The following is a 16,315-nucleotide window of genomic DNA, read 5'->3' as shown; positions in this document are numbered from 1 at the left end:
ATCGTCCCGTAGCAGGAGAGCCATTCCTTTGCCCACCTATTACCCTTGAGCGCAAGGCCGCGCAGGGTGGCCATGGAGGAGTGAGATGAGGAGCAGCAACCCGGTCTTCTCGCGACGGGGTTTCAGCCGCACCGGCGGCTACGCGGGCTTCGACGCGGGTCCGCAGGCCGGGGCCGCCGCCCACGGGAACCCCTACGCGCAGCCGTACGCGGGCAACCCCTACGCCCAGCCGACCAACCCCTACGCGTCGAACCCGTACGCCCAGGGACACCCGGGCGGGCCCGACCTCCAGCAGGGATACCCGCAGGCGCCGGCGCAGGCCGCGCCCGGCCGGATGACCATCGACGACGTCGTCGCCCGCACGGGCATGACGCTCGGCCTGGTGGTCGTCGCCGCGATCGCGGGCTGGACGCTCTCGCTGCCCGTCGGCGTCGGTATCGGCGCGGCGATCGTGGCCTTCGTCCTGGGTATGGTCCAGACGTTCAAGGCCAAGCCGTCCCCGGCGCTGATCCTCGCCTACGCCCTCTTCGAGGGCCTCTTCCTCGGCGTGCTCAGCCGGGTGTACAACGAGGTCGCCTACGGCGCCCCGATGCAGGCCGTGCTCGGCACGATGGCCGTCTTCGCCGGTGTGCTCATCGCCTACCGGGCCCGGATCATCCGGGTGAACCGTCGCTTCACCCGCTTCGTCATCGCGGCCGGCATCGGCTTCGTCCTGCTGATGGCGGCGAACGCCCTGTTCGCGGTCTTCGGCGGCGGTGACGGCCTGGGCTTCCGCAGCGGCGGCCTCGGCATCGCCTTCGGCGTGATCGGCGTACTGCTGGGCGCCGCGTACCTGGCGCTGGACTTCAAGCAGATCGAGGACGGTGTCGCCTACGGCGCCCCTCGCGAGGAGTCCTGGCTGGCGGCCTTCGGTCTGACGCTGTCGCTCGTCTGGATCTACACGGAGATCCTGCGGATCATCGCGATCCTGAACAACGACTAGCGGCGCACCCCTGTGGTGTGAAAGGGCCCGGGAAGGCGATGCCTTCCCGGGCCCTTTCCGTTGTCAGCGCAGCTTCCGCGCGGCCCGGCGGAGGTCGTACTCGTGGACGATCGCCTTGGCGTGGCCGTACGCGAGCTGGTGCTCTCCGCGCAACCAGCTGACCTTCTCCTCGAAGCGGGACAGGGCGGGGCCTTCTTCGACCGTGCGGAGCCAGTCGGCGACTTCACGGCCGGTGCAGTGGGGGATTCGGGAGAGCAGGTTCCGGTGGGTCTCGTCGGAGAAGACGTGGGACATCGGCGCCTCCGGACGCGTCGAATGATGGTCCTTCATGTCACCGTGCCTGAGTGTTCAGGCGTTGGCAACAGTCCGGGCCGGGCGCATAGGCTCGTGACGTGACCGATGTGACCCCTTTGCTGGCCGCCGTGGACGGTTTCGCCGACCGGCTGCGTGCCCTGCCCCAGTCCCGCCTGAGCCGGGGAGCGGCGGCGGAAGCGCTGACCCTGGCCCGAGAGCTGGCCGCCCGCGCGCAGCGGCTGGAGGAGCCGGGCGCGGCGGTGCCGCGCGAGATGCCGGAGGCGGGGATGTTCGCGGTGGCGGATCAAGTGGCGGTGGCGGGCCATGACTTGGCCGAAGCCCTTGCCCTTGCCGGGCAGGCCGGGGACGGGGTCCTTGAGGCTGTCCGCCTCGTGGAGGAAGCGGCCGGCCGCTGCGGTCTCTAGACGAGAGGTTGTGGGCGCGTCAGAGCGAGGTGATCACGCGGTCGGCCAGGACGTAGACGTCCCCGTCCGCGCACCGGAAGGTGAGCGCGTAGGCGCCCGAGACCGGGGAGCCGCCCAGGAGCATGGGGGCGTCGCCGTCGCGGAGGGCGGCGGCGAGCCGCTCGGCCGTCTCGCGGTGCCCCGGCGTCATGCACAGCGTCGTGCCGTCCGCGAAGACGTACACGTCGAGCGTCCCGAGCGGCCCCGGCCGCACGTCGGCGAGCGGAATGCCTATCTCCGCGAGCTCGGCCAGCCGCTCCTCGGTGGTCTCGCGGTCGTCGATCGCCGCGGTCGGCACGAAGTCGGGGTGGGAGGGGTGGCGGCGGCGCGCGGCCGCCGGCTCGGCGGAGTCGGCGGCATCGGCCTCGTAGAGGCCGTAGGGCGGCTCCATCGCGGCGAGCTCGTCCGCGAGCCCGGCCGGGAGGCCGGCGCCGCCCGGGTCACGGGCCTCCTGCGCGGCCCAGAACGCCCGCGCCTCGGCCAGCTCGCGCTCGCGCTCCTCGGCCAGCGCGTCGGCGACGGCGGCGCGTATGTCCGACAGCTCGGCGGCCGGCGCGGTGCGGGCGGCGGGTACGGTCGCCCGGTCCCGTGCGAGGTCGACGGTGGCGGCAGCGAGGTCGGCCCGCAGGGCCGTGATCTGCCGGCGCAGACCGCGAGTGCTGTACAGGGCGGCGGCGCCCGCCGCCGTCGCGGCGGCAGCGGCCAGCAGCAGGGCAAGGGACATGGCGCTCACTGACGTACTCCCGGTTGCTATGGATCCCCCGAATTCCTACCTCAGCTTCGCGTGGCCGTCCTGCCGTCCCCAGTGCGAAACGTCGCGAACCGGGCGGGACTTTGGGCCTGGAGGTTGCCTCTTCAACTTCCTGACCTGGGGAAACGAATCTCCCCCAGGAGATTGGTCACATCCTGGGGGAGATTCGGTCACGGTTGTGAAGCCGCGGCTCGGCTCAGCCGCTCGGGTCTTTGGTCGCGCTGGGCTTCGCCTCCGCTGCGGGCAGGTGCCGCCCTCGTCCCTCGGGCGACCCCTACCCTCCGCTGCGGCTCAGCTCAGCCGCTCGATCACCATCGCCATGCCCTGGCCGCCGCCCACGCACATCGTCTCCAGGCCGAACTGCTTGTCGTGGAACTGGAGGGAATTGATCAGCGTGCCCGTGATGCGCGCGCCCGTCATGCCGAAGGGGTGGCCCACCGCGATCGCGCCGCCGTTGACGTTGAGGCGGTCGAGGTCGATGCCGAGGTCGCGGTAGGAGGGGATGACCTGGGCCGCGAAGGCCTCGTTGATCTCGACGAGGTCGATGTCGCCGATGGTCAGCCCGGCCCGCTTCAGGGCCTGGCGGGACGCCTCGACCGGGCCGTAGCCCATGATCTCGGGGGAGAGGGCGGAGACACCGGTGGAGACGATGCGGGCGAGCGGGGTCAGGCCCAGCTCGCGCGCCTTGGTGTCCGACATGATGACGAGGGCCGCGGCGCCGTCGTTGAGCGGGCAGCAGTTGCCGGCGGTGACCAGGCCGTCGGGGCGGAAGACCGGCTTGAGGCCCTGGGTGCCCTCCAGGGTGACGCCCGCGCGCGGGCCGTCGTCCTTGGAGACGACCGTGCCGTCGGGCAGCGTCACCGGGGTGATCTCGCGCTCCCAGAAGCCCTTCTTGATGGCCTCCTCGGCGAGGTTCTGCGACCGGACGCCGAACTCGTCCATCTCCTGCCGGGTGATGCCCTTGAGGCGGGCGAGGTTCTCCGCGGTCTGGCCCATCGCGATGTACGCGTCGGGGACGAGGCCGTCCTCGCGCGGGTCGTGCCAGCCCTCGCCGCCCTGCTCGGCGCGCGCGGCCGTGCGGGCCTCGGCGTCGGCGAAGAGCGGGTTGTGGGTGCCCGGCATCCCGTCGGAGGAGCCGTTGACCGAGCGGGAGACCGTCTCGACGCCCGCCGAGATGAAGACGTCGCCCTCGCCCGCCTTGATCGCGTGCAGCGCCATCCGGGAGGTCTGGAGGGACGACGCGCAGTAGCGGGTGATCGTGGTGGCGGGCAGGTGGTCCATGCCCATCTGCACGGCCACGATGCGGCCCAGGTTGTGGCCCTGCTCGCCGCCGGGCAGGCCGCAGCCGAGCATGAGGTCGTCGATCTCGCGCGGGTCGAGCTCCGGCACCTTGGCGAGCGCGGCCTGGATGATGGTCGCGGTCAGGTCGTCCGGGCGCAGGTCCTTCAGCGAGCCCTTGAAGGCCCGGCCGATGGGGGAGCGAGCGGTAGAGACGATCACGGCTTCGGGCATCACGGCTCCAAGGGGCGCGGGAAGACACATTCCTCCGGGAAGTTACCCGTCCGTAGCTTGTCGGTCACGGTCTCCCGGCTGTGACGCGGGACTCATCCCCAGTGTCGCGCGGCCGGCCGCGGCGTCCGGCAGCCGGCGGCGCTTGCGGTGCTTGAGCAGCGCCCAGCGGCCGCGGGCCGCGGTGACCTCGGTGCCGCCCTCGGCCGCCGCCTCGGCGGCCGCCCGGGCCACCGGCAGGATGCCCTCGCGGCGCGTCGCGTCCGGACGCTCCTCCTCGGGCCACAGGCCCAGCGCCGCGCACAGCGTCGGCAGGACGGCCATGGCGGCGGTCGCGTAGCCCTCGGCGGAGGGGTGGTAGTTGTCCGGGCCGAACAGCTCGCGCGGGTTCGCCGCGAACTCCGGGCCCAGCAGATCGCCCAGCGAGACCGTGCGCCCGCCCGCCTCCAGCACCCCGATCGTCTGCGCCGCCGCGAGCTGACGGCTCAGCATCCGCGCCAGCCAGCGCAGCGGCTGGTAGACCGGCTCGATCGTGCCCAGGTCCGGGCAGGTGCCCACGACCACCTCGCACCCCGCGTCGCGCAGCCGGCCCACCGCCTCGGACAGCAGCCGCACCGAGCGGGCCGCCGGCACCCGGTGGGTGACGTCATTGGCCCCGATCATGATCACGCACACGTCCGGCGTGGGCCCCGGCATGGCGAGCAACTGGGTGACCTGCCGCTCCAGGTCGTAGGACTGCGCGCCCGACAGGGCCACGACGCGCAGGTCCACCGGCCGCTCGGCGACCGCCGCCAGCCCCGAGGCCAGCAGCGCGCCCGGCGACTGGCTGGGCCGGTGCACCCCCTGCCCGGCGGCCGTGGAGTCCCCGAGCAGGCCCAGCACCAGGGCCGGCCGCGCGGGCCCGTCCTCGAACACCGACCCGTAGCGGCCGTCCGCGCGCGGCGGCACCGCGCCGAGGCCGCCGACCACCCGTCTGGCCAGCGCGACCTCCGTCACCAGCAGCCCCAGGGCCGCCCCGCCGAGCAGGCCGACGCCCCCGCCCCCGTACGCCGCGGCCGACGCGATCCGCCGCGCGACCCTCGCCCTCGACATCGACACAGGCGGCCTCCTCCGTACACCCGGATACAACCGGAACCGCTCCCGCGCGGCAGTTCACAAACAGTTCATGAGAGCTTCACGAACAGCGTGCGCCCTTGCGCGGGCGCGCTATCAGCAGGTTGCCCCGGGCGCGGGCGTCCGCAACGCGCCACTCGTGCGGTCGGACGCGCAATAGGCTGGCAGTACGGGCACGCGACGACGGCTGCCCCCTGACCGCGGAGATCACCGTGCAGTTTCACGACTCGATGATTGAGCTTGTCGGCAATACCCCGCTGGTGAAGCTCAACAACGTGACCGAAGGCATCCGGGCGACCGTGCTGGCCAAGGTCGAGTACTTCAACCCCGGTGGTTCGGTGAAGGACCGGATCGCCCTCCGGATGATCGAGGCCGCCGAGAAGTCCGGCGAGCTCAAGCCGGGCGGCACCATCGTCGAGCCGACCTCGGGCAACACGGGCGTGGGCCTGGCCATCGTGGCCCAGCAAAAGGGCTACAAGTGCATCTTCGTCTGCCCGGACAAGGTCTCCACGGACAAGATCAACGTGCTGCGTGCCTACGGCGCGGAGGTCGTGGTCTGCCCGACCGCCGTCGACCCCGAGCACCCGGACTCCTACTACAACGTCTCCGACCGGCTCGTGCGCGAGACGCCGAACGCCTGGAAGCCGGACCAGTACAGCAACCCGAACAACCCGCTCTCCCACTACCACTCCACCGGCCCGGAGCTGTGGGAGCAGACGGAGGGGAAGATCACCCACTTCGTCGCGGGCGTGGGCACCGGCGGCACGATCAGCGGCACCGGCCGCTACCTCAAGGAGGTCAGCGACGGCAAGGTCCAGGTCATCGGCGCCGACCCCGAGGGCTCGGTCTACAGCGGCGGCTCCGGCCGCCCGTACCTGATCGAGGGCGTCGGCGAGGACTTCTGGCCGACCGCCTACGACCGCACGGTCGCCGACGAGATCGTGGCGGTCTCCGACAAGGACGCCTTCCAGATGACCCGCCGCCTCGCCAAGGAGGAGGGCCTGCTGGTCGGCGGCTCCTGCGGCATGGCGGTCGTCGCCGCGCTGCGCGTCGCCGAGCGGCTCACTGAGGACGACGTGGTCGTCGTCCTGCTGCCGGACAGCGGCCGCGGCTACCTCTCGAAGATCTTCAACGACGAGTGGATGGCCGACTACGGCTTCCTGGAGGAGGGCCCCGCGACCGCCCGCGTCGGCGACGTCCTCCGCCGCAAGGACGGCGGCGCCCTGCCCTCGCTCGTCCACATGCACCCGGAGGAGACCGTCGGCGAGGCCATCGAGGTCCTGCGCGAGTACGGCGTCTCCCAGATGCCGATCGTCAAGCCGGGCGCGGGCCACCCGGACGTGATGGCCGCCGAGGTCATCGGCTCGGTCGTCGAGCGCGAGCTGCTCGACGCGCTGTTCACGCAGCGGGCCTCGCTGACCGACCCGCTGGAGAAGCACATGAGCGCCCCCCTCCCGCAGGTCGGCTCCGGCGAGCCGGTCGCGGACCTGATGGCCGTCCTCGGCCGGGCGGACGCGGCGATCGTCCTCGTCGAGGGCAAGCCGACGGGTGTGGTGAGCCGTCAGGACCTGCTGGCCTTCCTGGCGGAGGGCAACGGCACGAAGTAGTCACGTGCGCGCAGCACGGGCTTAACAACGAGCCGCCATAGTTGACGCAGTCGGCGGGATCTCCGGAGCGGCTCCCGGACCCCGGCCGTATTCCCCGGCGGAGACCGCCGCCGTCCCGGCCCCACGCCCTCCGGGCGGGGGTGCGACGGTCTCCGACCGGGGGCTTGCCGTGACCGGGGGCGGAGCCCCCGGAAAAACGGGGAGGGGCGGGATCGGGGAGGAAACCGCCTGTACCGTCGGCACCGTGACCGACCGCCTGCTCACCGCCCTCGGCGCCGGGGCCGACACCCCGGACGCCCTGACCGTCGCCGGCAGAGCCCTCTCCCGCGAAGAACTGCTCGGCGCCGCGAACGCGGTGGCGAACCGCATCGCCGGCGCCCGCTCCGTCGCCGTGCGGGCCGACGCCTCCCCGGAGACGGTCGTCGCCGTCGTCGGCGGGCTCCTCGCCGGCGTCCCCGTCGTGCCGCTGCCCCCGGACGCCGGCCCCGCCGAGCGGGAACACATCCTGCGTGACTCCCGCGCCGAGCTGATCCTCGGTCAGGACGTGCCGCTGGACGTGCGCGAGCGCGCCGACCGGTCCGCGCCCGAGCCCGATCCCGGGGCCGCCGCGCTGGTGCTCTACACCTCCGGCACGACCGGCGCCCCCAAGGGCGTGGTCATCCCGCGCTCGGCGATCGCCGCGGGCCTCGACGGCCTCGCCGACGCCTGGCAGTGGACGGCCGACGACACGCTCGTCCACGGGCTGCCGCTCTTCCACGTGCACGGCCTCGTCCTCGGCGTCCTCGGCGCCCTGCGCACCGGCTGCCGGCTCGTGCACACCGGCCGCCCCACCCCCGAGGCGTACGCGGCGGCCGGCGGCAGCCTGTACTTCGGGGTGCCGACCGTCTGGTCCCGTGTCGTGCGCGAACCCTCCGCCGCCCGCGCGCTGAGCGGCGCCCGGCTCCTGGTCTCCGGCAGCGCGGCCCTGCCCGCGCCCGTCTTCCGCGACCTGGAGGCGCTCACCGGACAGCGGCCCGTCGAGCGGTACGGCATGACCGAGACCCTCATCACCGTCTCCACCCGGGCCGACGGCGACCGCCGCCAGGGCTCCGTCGGCCTCCCGCTGCCCGGCGTGCGCACCCGGCTGGTGGAGACCGGCGGCGGCATCGGCGAACTGGAGGTCCGCGGGCCGACGCTCTTCGCCGGCTACCTGGGCCGCCCGGAGGCCACCGCCGCCGCGTACACCGCCGACGGCTGGTTCCGCACCGGCGACATCGCCGCCGTCGAGCCCGACGGCACCCACCGCATCGTCGGCCGTGCCTCCACCGACCTGATCAAGTCCGGCGGCTACCGCATCGGCGCGGGCGAGGTCGAGAACGCGCTGCTCGACCACCCGGCCGTCACCGAGGCGGCCGTCGTCGGCCTGCCGCACGAGGACCTCGGCCAGGAGATCGTCGCCTACGTCGTCGCCGACGGCGTGACCGAACAGGACCTGATCGACTTCGTCGCCGGCCATCTGTCCGTCCACAAGCGCCCCCGCCGCGTCCGTTTCCTCGACGCGCTCCCGCGCAACGCGATGGGCAAGCCGCAGAAGAAGCTGCTGCCACCCGCCTGACCGTCCTGCATAATTCCATGCAGGACAGGCGTCGGATGAATGGTCGAGGAGGGTCGATGGGCGACACCGGGGGCGAGCCGGAGGTCACCGCGCGGCTGCAGAAGCTGTTCGAGGGGCACCGGCTGACGCCCACGCAGCGCCGCATCGCCCACTGCGTGGTGCGCCGCGCCGCGGACGCGCCCTTCCTCTCCAGCGTCGAACTCGCTGAGCTGGCCGGCGTCAGCCAGCCCTCGGTCACCCGCTTCGCCGTCGCCCTCGGCTTCGACGGCTACCCGGCGCTCCGCCGCCATCTGCGGGACGTCGTGCCGGCGGCGGCCGCGGAGGGCTCGGATTCGTACAACGAGTACCAGCAGGCCGTGCACGCCGAGATGGACAACCTCCGCCACCTCGCGTCCCTGCTCGCCGACCCCGAGCCCGTCACCCGGGCGGGCCGGATCCTCGCCGGCTCGCGCCCCCTGCCCGTGCTCGGCCTCCGCGCCGCCACCGCCCAGGCGGCCGGCTTCTGCTACTTCGCGCGCAAGGTTCATCCCGACGTGCGCCTGCTCGACGAGGGCGGCACCCTGCTGGTCGACCGCATCGACGCGGCCGTCCGGGCGGGGGCGAGCGCGCTGTTGTGCTTCGCGCTGCCGCGCCATCCGCGGGAGGTCGTCGAGGCCCTGGAGTACGCGCACGGCGCGGGCCTGACGGTCGTCACGGTCGCGGACTCCACGTTCGCGCCGGTGGCGCGCCACAGCGACCTCCTCCTCCCGGCCGCCGTCGGCACGGGCCTGGCCTTCGACACGGCGTGCGCGCCGATGCTGCTGGGGAGGGTGCTGCTGGAGGCGATGTGCGATGCGTTGCCTGATGCTCAGGCGCGCTTGGAGGAGTTCGACGTTCGGGCCGCCGCCCGGGGGCTGTTCGTGGAGTGAGCCCTGGGGGCCTCGCCCCCGGACCCCGGCCCCCGGACCCCCGGCCCCCGGACTGGCCCCTAGCCGAACCGCATCTCCGGGAAGCGGGACGACGGGCCGTCCAGCAAGCCGTCGTCCCGGCCGCGCAGAAAGCGATCGAGGAAGCTCACGACATACGCCCGCGTCACTCCCACCGCCCGCTCCCCCCGCACCGAGCCGATCGCCTCCCCGACCGTCTCCCACCCCACCACGCCCCGCCGCGCCAGTCCCGTCAGCAGCGGTGCCGCGTCCGTGTAGACGGCGTGGCGGGAGCCCGTCAGGGTGAGGTCCGTGTGCCAGCCGCGGGAGTGCCGCCACAGGGACAGCCACGACGGCTGGCGGCGGTAGTCGCCGGAGTCGGGGCTGTCCGTCCCCATGAGCAGGTACGGCCGGTCGACGCCGCTCCGCGCCAGGTCGCTCAGCTGCGTGCCCCCGCCGGGGGTGGGGTATTCGAGCGTGCCGTCCATGTTGACGGCGGCCGACACGCGCCGGTCGTCGTGCAGGGTCTGCAGGGCCGTGAAGCCGCCCGCCGAGTGCCCGGCCATGCCCACGTGCCGCAGGTCCATCGCGTCCGCGAGCCCGCGCGGCAGGCTGCCCGGCGCCTTGCCGTGGTGCCGCCGCAGGTCCTCCAGGCGGTCCAGCACGAACCGCGCGTCGGCCACCCGTGCCGCCATCGCCTTGCGCAGCACCGCGCCGACGTCCGTGCCGGACCGGCGGGCCAGGTCCGGCAGGACCGAGGTGGCGAGGCGGCCGTCGGGGAAGCGGACCTCGGAGGAGTCGTACGTGTGGTCCATCGTGACCACGACATAGCCGCGCGAGGCCAGTTCCTCGGCCAGCGAGGTGTTCCAGGTGCGCGGGTCGCCCAGGCCGGAGGAGTACAGCACGACCGGCCGGATGCCGGTGCCCTGGAGGGCGGGCGCGTTCACGCGGGCGTGCGTGCGGGTGGCGGACCAGTCGACGCGGCCCGCCGGGATGCCGTAGTTGAAGCTGCCGGCACCCAGGGGCGAGCCGAAGTGGGCGGCCGAGCGGGGGTCCATCTGCGGCGCGGTGGCGCGCCGGCCGGTGCGCGGCGCGGCCTCGCGCCACCCGGCGCGCGCCGCCGGGTACCAGAAGCTGACCATGACCTCGCGGTGGTGGCCCTTCCGGGGCCGCCAGGGGTCCTGCCGCTTGGTGTCCACCAGACGCCGGGTGAGGGTGCCGACGCGGTACGGGCCCGTCGGCTCGGGCAGCTCCAGCGCCCCTGCCGCGCCGCCCGGCGCGCCGTCCGTACCCGCCGCGGGTGCCGTGTGCGCCGCTTGCGCCGCGTGTGCGCCGGGCGCGAGCGCGCCCAGTACGCCGGTCAGGGCCAGCACCCCGGCCGCGACCAGCGCCCGCCGCCGCAGCCCCCGCAGTCCCTGCTCCTTCACCGGCATCCCGGCTCCTTCCGCCGCCACCGCGCCCGCTCGGCGCCAGGACGAGCGTAGGGACCGCGGGCCCCGCGACACGTCATACGACGGAGCCAACTCGCAGGCGGTACCGGGGTATGACCCCAGTGGGCTACACGGCTCTCAGCTCGTCCTCAGATTCGTTGGTTAACGTGCCAGGGCAGGTCAGAAACGACAAGGAGGTCTCGAGGTGGGGCGCGGAGCGTATGCGCTGGCCCGCGTGGCCGTGATCGTGCGGGCGCCGGCCCGCCGGCTGTGGTGGCTCGGGGTGTTCGGCGCCGGGATCGGCGGGCTGGTCCCGGGGCTGACCGGGCGGCGGATCGGCGTCCTGGCCGGTGCCGCCCTGTTCGTGCTCGCGGCCGGCACGGCCTTCGCCGTGCGCCGCAAGCGGTACGCGCTGCTCGCGCGCGGCGCGTCGCGGGCCGGCAAGACGGTCTTCCTCCAGGACCGGGCCGTGACCATGCGCAACTGGCGGCGCGCGCGGCGCTGGTGGCTGGCGGCGGCCTTCCTCGCCGCCGTGGGGTCCTCCTTCGCCGTCCCGGCGGCGCTCGGCATGGCGCTGGCCGGCCTCGGCGCGGGCCTGTGGGCCAAGGCCCTGTGGCTGGGCGCCCTGGAGCGCCGGAACGACGTCCTGCTGTGGGTCCGGGCGGAGTGGGCGCGCTCCAGCCCCGCCGCCAAGCAGGTGCCGGGCTATCTGACCACCGGGCTCGGCGCGGGCGACGCCGTGGCCGGCGGCGCGCGGCGCAGGGCCGGACGGTCCGCCCGGGGCGGTGCGGCCAAGCTCAGTACAGCCCGCTGAGCCCGGCGGCGTGGCCGGCGCCGCCCTCGGCCACCAGCTCCGCCGTCGTCTGCGCGGGGCGTACGGTCGCGAACCGCACGCCCCCGGCGTCGTCGGCGGCGTACCCGTGGACCGCCACGCGCGGCAGCGAGTTGTAGCCGTAGGGGTGGGCGAAGTAGTACGCGCCCGTGTCGAGCAGCGCCACGTGGTCCCCCGCTTCCAGCAGCGGCAGCGGCCGGTCCGTTGCCACCAGGTCGCCCGCGAAGCAGCACGGGCCCGCGACGTCCTGCGCCACGACCGGGGCCGTCTTCGGCAGCCCCCGCGCGTCGTACGCGGCCACGCGCAGCGGCCAGGACGCCGGTGCGAAGACCGTACGGGCCGCGACCTGCGCGCCCGCGTGCGTCACCGCGATCCGGCGCCCCCCGGCCGACTTGGCGTACTCGACGCGGGCCAGCACCATGCCGCTCTTGGCCAGCAGTGACCGGCCGAACTCGGTCACCAGCGCGTACCGCCCGTCGAACAGGCCCGGCACGGCGGCGGCGAGCACCGCCGCGTAGTCGTCGAAGGTCGGGGTGATCTCGTCGGACGCGAAGTTCACGGGCAGCCCGCCGCCGATGTCGAGCGTGGTCACCTGCCGTCGTCCGGCCGCGTGGTTGATCTCCTCGGCCAGCTCGTACAGGACCCGCACGCCCTCGGCGATCAGTGACAGCGGGCAGCCCTGCGAGCCGACGTGGGCGTGCAGCCGGGTCAGCCAGGGCCGCTCGCCGTAGGCGCGTACGACCCATGCGCGCGCCCCCGCGTCGCGCAGGGCGACGCCGAACTTCGAGGTGTCCGTCGCCGTGGACAGTGCCTCGATGCTGCCCCCGCCGACCTGCGGATTGACCCGCAGCCCGAGCGAGGGTGCGGGCGGGCCGCCCGCGCCCTCGCTCGGGCCGCCCCGGCCGGTTCCGGCGAGCAGGGCGTCCAGGCGGGTCAGCTCCTCGCGGTTGTCGGCGTTGACCGCGATGCCGAGGGCGAGTGCCTCACGCAGTTCGGTGACGGTCTTGGCGGGGGAGTCCAGCACGATGTGCTCCGGCGCGAGGCCCGCCGCGCGCGCCAGCGCGAGCTCCCCGGGGCTCGCGACCTCGCACCCGAGCCCCTCGTCGGCCAGCAGCCGCAGCACGGGCACCAGGGGGGCCGCCTTCACCGCGAAGGCGTGCAGCGCGACGCCGCCGAGTGCCGAGCGCAGCGCCCGCGCCGCCTCGCGGATCGTCCGTACGTCCAGCAGCCCCACGACGGGGCACGCATCGCTCAGCAGGCCCTGGGCCACCGCCGCCCGTACGGCGGCGTCCCGGCGGCGGCCGAGCGCGTTCTCACCGGCTCCGCTGTCCACGCTGCCACTCCACCACTCCGGCCGCCCGGCCGCGAGAGGGCCTGGACGGCTCGGCCCGACCTGTTGACTAGTGCTATTCAGCGCCCCAAGATGTGCAGTGTTCTATTCAGGACGGTGGTGGAGCCGTTCCGGAACCAGGGAGGCAGGGCCCATGTCAGGACCGCGACCCGTGCGGGCACCGCGAGGCACGCAGCTGAGCGCCCGGGGATGGCAGCAGGAAGCCGCACTGCGCATGCTGCAGAACAACCTGGACCCGGAGGTCGCCGAGCACCCCGACAAGCTCGTCGTCTACGGCGGCACGGGCAAGGCCGCCCGCGACTGGCGCTCCTTCGACGCCATGGTCCGCACCCTGCAGTCGCTGAAGCAGGACGAGACCATGCTCGTCCAGTCCGGCCGCCCCGTCGGCGTCATGCAGACCCACGAGTGGGCCCCACGCGTCCTGATCGCCAACTCCAACCTCGTGGGCGACTGGGCCAACTGGGAGGAGTTCCGCCGCCTGGAGGCCCTCGGCCTCACCATGTACGGCCAGATGACGGCCGGCTCCTGGATCTACATCGGCACCCAGGGCATCCTCCAGGGCACCTACGAGACCTTCGCCGCCGTCGCCGCGAAGAAGTTCGGCGGGACGCTGGCCGGGACGATCACCCTCACCGCCGGCCTCGGCGGCATGGGCGGCGCCCAGCCGCTCGCCGTCACCATGAACGACGGCGTCGCCATCTGCATCGACTGCGACCCGCGCGCCATCGAGCGCCGCATCGAGCACCGCTACCTGGACGTCAAGGCCGACTCCCTCGACCACGCCCTCCAGCTCGCCGTCGAGGCCCGCGACGCCCGCCGCCCGCTGTCCATCGGCGTCCTCGGCAACGCCGCCGAGCTCGTCCCGCAGCTGCTCGCGATGAACGCGCCCATCGACATCGTGACGGACCAGACGAGCGCCCACGACCCGCTGTCGTACCTGCCCGTCGGCGTCTCCTTCGACGACATGGCCTCCTACGCGGCCGAGAAGCCCGCCGACTTCACGACCCGGGCGCGCGAGTCGATGGCGCGGCACGTCGAGGCCATGGTCGGCTTCCAGGACGCCGGTGCCGAGGTCTTCGACTACGGCAACTCCATCCGCGGCGAGGCCCAGCTCGCCGGCTACGAGCGCGCGTTCGCCTTCCCCGGCTTCGTCCCCGCCTACATCCGCCCCCTCTTCTGCGAGGGCAAGGGCCCCTTCCGCTGGGCCGCCCTCTCCGGCGACCCCAAGGACATCGCCGCCACCGACCGCGCCATCCTCGACCTCTTCCCGGAGAACGAGTCCCTCGCCCGCTGGATCAAGATGGCCGGCGAGCGCGTCCACTTCCAGGGCCTCCCCGCCCGCATCTGCTGGCTCGGCTACGGTGAGCGCGACCGCGCCGGCGAGCGCTTCAACGACATGGTCGCGAGCGGCGAGCTCTCCGCGCCCGTCGTCATCGGCCGCGACCACCTCGACTGCGGCTCCGTCGCCTCCCCCTACCGCGAGACCGAGGCGATGCTCGACGGCTCCGACGCGATCGCCGACTGGCCGCTGCTCAACGCCATGGTCAACGTCGCCTCGGGCGCGTCCTGGGTCTCCCTCCACCACGGCGGCGGCGTCGGCATGGGCCGCTCCATCCACGCCGGCCAGGTCACGGTGGCCGACGGCACGGCACTCGCGGGCGAGAAGATCCGCCGCGTACTGACGAACGACCCGGGCATGGGCGTCATCCGCCACGTCGACGCGGGCTACGACATCGCGGAGTCGGTGGCCCAGGACCGCGACGTCCGTATCCCGATGCGCGAGGGTGACGGCGAGTGACCGGCCCCGACGCGGTTGTGCCCACAACCGCACCCGCGGGCGGCGACGGCGCGCCCGTCCCCCCGGGGGCATCCGGTCCGGGTGTCCCCCGCGGGGCCTCGTTCCACGAGATGTGGCGCGACCTCGCGTCCATCGGCCGCAACGCGGCCACCGGCGGATACCGCCGCTTCGCCTGGACCGGCGCCGACACCGACTGCCGCGCCTGGTTCCGGGCGCAGGCCGAAGCCCGCGGTCTCACCCACGAGGTGGACCGCAACGGCAACCAGTGGGCCTGGCTCGGCGACCCCGCCGCCGGTGACGCCGTCGTCACCGGCTCCCACCTCGACTCCGTCCCCGACGGCGGCGCCTTCGACGGCCCCCTCGGCGTCGTGTCCGCCTTCGCCGCGCTCGACGAACTCCGCGCGCGCGGCGCCGCGCCCACCCGCCCCCTCGCCGTCGTCAACTTCGGCGACGAGGAGGGCGCCCGCTTCGGCCTCGCCTGCGTCGGCTCCCGCCTCACCGCCGGAGCCCTCACCCCGGACGCCGCCCGCGAGCTCCGCGACGCGGACGGCGTCACCCTCCCCCGGGCGATGGAGCGCGCCGGATACGACCCCGACGACATCGGCGCCGACCCCGAACGCCTCGCCCGCATCGGCGCGTTCGTCGAACTCCACGTCGAACAGGGCCGCGCCCTCGCGCACACGGAACACCCCGTCGGTGTCGCGTCCGCGATCTGGCCGCACGGCCGCTGGCGGTTCGACTTCCACGGCGAGGCCAACCACGCCGGCACCACCCGCATCGAGGACCGCCACGACCCGATGCTCACCTACGCCAACACCGTGCTGGCCGCCCGCAAGAAGGCCCGCCTGGCCGGGGCCCTGGCCACCTTCGGCAAGGTGAGCGTCGAGCCGAACGGCGTCAACGCCATCGCCTCCCTCGTCCGCGGCTGGCTGGACTCCCGCGCCGCCGACGAGGAGACCCTGGCCGCCGTCGTCGCCGACATCGAACGCGCCGCCGCCGAACGTGCCGAGCGCGACGGCGTCACCGTGCGCGTCACGCGCGAATCCTTCACGCCGGTCGTGGAATTCGCCCACGACCTGCGCGACGAGCTCGCCGGACTCCTCGGCGGCGTGCCCGTCCTGCCCACCGGCGCCGGCCATGACGCCGGTATCTTGTCCGGCGTCGTCCCCACCGCCATGCTCTTCGTCCGCAACCCCACCGGCATCTCCCACTCGCCCGCCGAGACCGCCGCCGAGGGCGACTGCGTGGCCGGAGTGACCGCACTCGCCGACGTACTGGAGGACCTCGCGTGCAGGTGACGTACTGGGCGGAACACGCGTGGCTCGGCCCCCGGGTCGAGCCGGGCGTCGCCATCGAGGTGACGGACGGCCACGTCACGGCCGTGCGCACGGCCGTACCGGCCCCGCCGCCCGGCGCGGTCACCCTGCGCGGCCTGACCCTCCCCGGCCTGGCCAACGCCCACAGCCACGCCTTCCACCGAGCCCTGCGCGCCCGCACCCAGGAAGGCAGCGGCACCTTCTGGACCTGGCGCGACGTCATGTACGGCGTCGCCGACCGGCTCACCCCCGACAGCTACTACACGCTCGCCCGCGCCACCTACGCCGAGATGGCACTGGCCGGCATCACCTGCGTCGGCGAGTTCCACTACGTGCACCACGCCCCCGGCGGCACCCCCTACGCCGACC

At 74.0% G+C, this 16,315-nt stretch carries 15 protein-coding genes; 9 read left to right on the top strand and 6 right to left on the bottom strand.

What is annotated here, in order from left to right:
- The first annotated feature begins 85 nt into the window (after positions 1-85).
- A complete protein-coding gene (locus AB0K09_RS02700) occupies positions 86-982 on the top strand; it encodes a Bax inhibitor-1/YccA family protein (RefSeq protein WP_366063408.1) in 897 nt (298 codons plus the stop codon).
- Between the two features lie 63 nt (positions 983-1,045).
- Here AB0K09_RS02700 and AB0K09_RS02695 read toward each other — a convergent pair whose 3' ends face one another.
- The gene (locus tag AB0K09_RS02695) at positions 1,046-1,276 is read right to left on the bottom strand and encodes a DUF4287 domain-containing protein (RefSeq protein ID WP_366063438.1); all 231 of its coding nucleotides are present in this window, start codon (positions 1,274-1,276) and stop codon (positions 1,046-1,048) included.
- Positions 1,277-1,374: 98 nt separating this feature from the next.
- Between AB0K09_RS02695 and AB0K09_RS02690 the strand changes: the two genes are divergently transcribed.
- Positions 1,375-1,701 carry a hypothetical protein gene (locus AB0K09_RS02690; RefSeq protein WP_366063407.1) on the top strand — a complete coding sequence of 109 codons (327 nt, stop codon included), beginning with the start codon at positions 1,375-1,377 and terminating at the stop codon, positions 1,699-1,701.
- 19 nt (positions 1,702-1,720) lie between these two features.
- Here the strand turns inward: AB0K09_RS02690 and AB0K09_RS02685 are convergent, their stop codons facing one another.
- The 3 genes from AB0K09_RS02685 to AB0K09_RS02675 all read right to left on the bottom strand — a co-directional run bounded on the left by AB0K09_RS02685 (position 1,721) and on the right by AB0K09_RS02675 (position 5,092).
- A complete protein-coding gene (locus tag AB0K09_RS02685) occupies positions 1,721-2,473 on the bottom strand; it encodes a hypothetical protein (RefSeq protein ID WP_366063406.1) in 753 nt (250 codons plus the stop codon).
- 309 nt (positions 2,474-2,782) lie between these two features.
- A complete protein-coding gene (locus tag AB0K09_RS02680) occupies positions 2,783-4,003 on the bottom strand; it encodes an acetyl-CoA C-acetyltransferase (RefSeq protein ID WP_366063405.1) in 1,221 nt (406 codons plus the stop codon).
- Between the two features lie 42 nt (positions 4,004-4,045).
- Positions 4,046-5,092, bottom strand: a complete 1,047-nt coding sequence (locus AB0K09_RS02675; protein ID WP_366063404.1) for an SGNH/GDSL hydrolase family protein — start codon at positions 5,090-5,092, stop codon at positions 4,046-4,048.
- Positions 5,093-5,325: 233 nt separating this feature from the next.
- Between AB0K09_RS02675 and AB0K09_RS02670 the strand changes: the two genes are divergently transcribed.
- From AB0K09_RS02670 to AB0K09_RS02660, 3 genes are all read left to right on the top strand, one after another.
- Entirely contained in the window at positions 5,326-6,720 is a 1,395-nt protein-coding gene (locus AB0K09_RS02670; protein WP_366063403.1) for a cystathionine beta-synthase, read from the top strand.
- A 244-nt stretch (positions 6,721-6,964) separates the two neighbouring features.
- A complete protein-coding gene (locus AB0K09_RS02665) occupies positions 6,965-8,314 on the top strand; it encodes an acyl-CoA synthetase (RefSeq protein ID WP_366063401.1) in 1,350 nt (449 codons plus the stop codon).
- 56 nt (positions 8,315-8,370) lie between these two features.
- Complete coding sequence (locus AB0K09_RS02660) at positions 8,371-9,222, top strand: MurR/RpiR family transcriptional regulator (RefSeq protein ID WP_366063400.1); 852 nt, start codon at positions 8,371-8,373, stop codon at positions 9,220-9,222.
- Between the two features lie 59 nt (positions 9,223-9,281).
- On the opposite strand, the gene AB0K09_RS02655 is transcribed toward AB0K09_RS02660, so the two are convergent.
- On the bottom strand, positions 9,282-10,652 hold the full coding sequence (locus tag AB0K09_RS02655) for an esterase (RefSeq protein WP_366063399.1): 1,371 nt from the start codon (positions 10,650-10,652) through the stop codon (positions 9,282-9,284).
- Between the two features lie 202 nt (positions 10,653-10,854).
- Between AB0K09_RS02655 and AB0K09_RS02650 the strand changes: the two genes are divergently transcribed.
- Positions 10,855-11,463 carry a hypothetical protein gene (locus tag AB0K09_RS02650; RefSeq protein WP_366063398.1) on the top strand — a complete coding sequence of 203 codons (609 nt, stop codon included), beginning with the start codon at positions 10,855-10,857 and terminating at the stop codon, positions 11,461-11,463.
- Here the strand turns inward: AB0K09_RS02650 and AB0K09_RS02645 are convergent.
- The gene (locus AB0K09_RS02645) at positions 11,447-12,814 is read right to left on the bottom strand and encodes a diaminopimelate decarboxylase (protein ID WP_366063396.1); all 1,368 of its coding nucleotides are present in this window, start codon (positions 12,812-12,814) and stop codon (positions 11,447-11,449) included. The two genes, AB0K09_RS02650 and AB0K09_RS02645, sit on opposite strands and share 17 nt — an antisense overlap.
- A gap of 151 nt (positions 12,815-12,965) precedes the next feature.
- Between AB0K09_RS02645 and hutU the strand changes: the two genes are divergently transcribed.
- The 3 genes from hutU to AB0K09_RS02630 all read left to right on the top strand — a co-directional run.
- Positions 12,966-14,630, top strand: a complete 1,665-nt coding sequence (gene hutU, locus AB0K09_RS02640; RefSeq protein WP_366063395.1) for a urocanate hydratase — start codon at positions 12,966-12,968, stop codon at positions 14,628-14,630.
- A gap of 110 nt (positions 14,631-14,740) precedes the next feature.
- Entirely contained in the window at positions 14,741-15,928 is a 1,188-nt protein-coding gene (locus tag AB0K09_RS02635) for an allantoate amidohydrolase (RefSeq protein ID WP_366063394.1), read from the top strand.
- Positions 15,919-16,315: amidohydrolase family protein (locus AB0K09_RS02630; protein WP_366063393.1), on the top strand; the 397-nt coding region annotated here is incomplete at its 3' end. The genes AB0K09_RS02635 and AB0K09_RS02630, both read left to right, overlap by 10 nt.

Origin of the sequence: Streptomyces sp. NPDC049577, assembly GCF_040675635.1 — a bacterium.
Taxonomy (GTDB): domain Bacteria; phylum Actinomycetota; class Actinomycetes; order Streptomycetales; family Streptomycetaceae; genus Streptomyces.
This window is presented reverse-complemented; position numbering and strand designations above follow the sequence as displayed.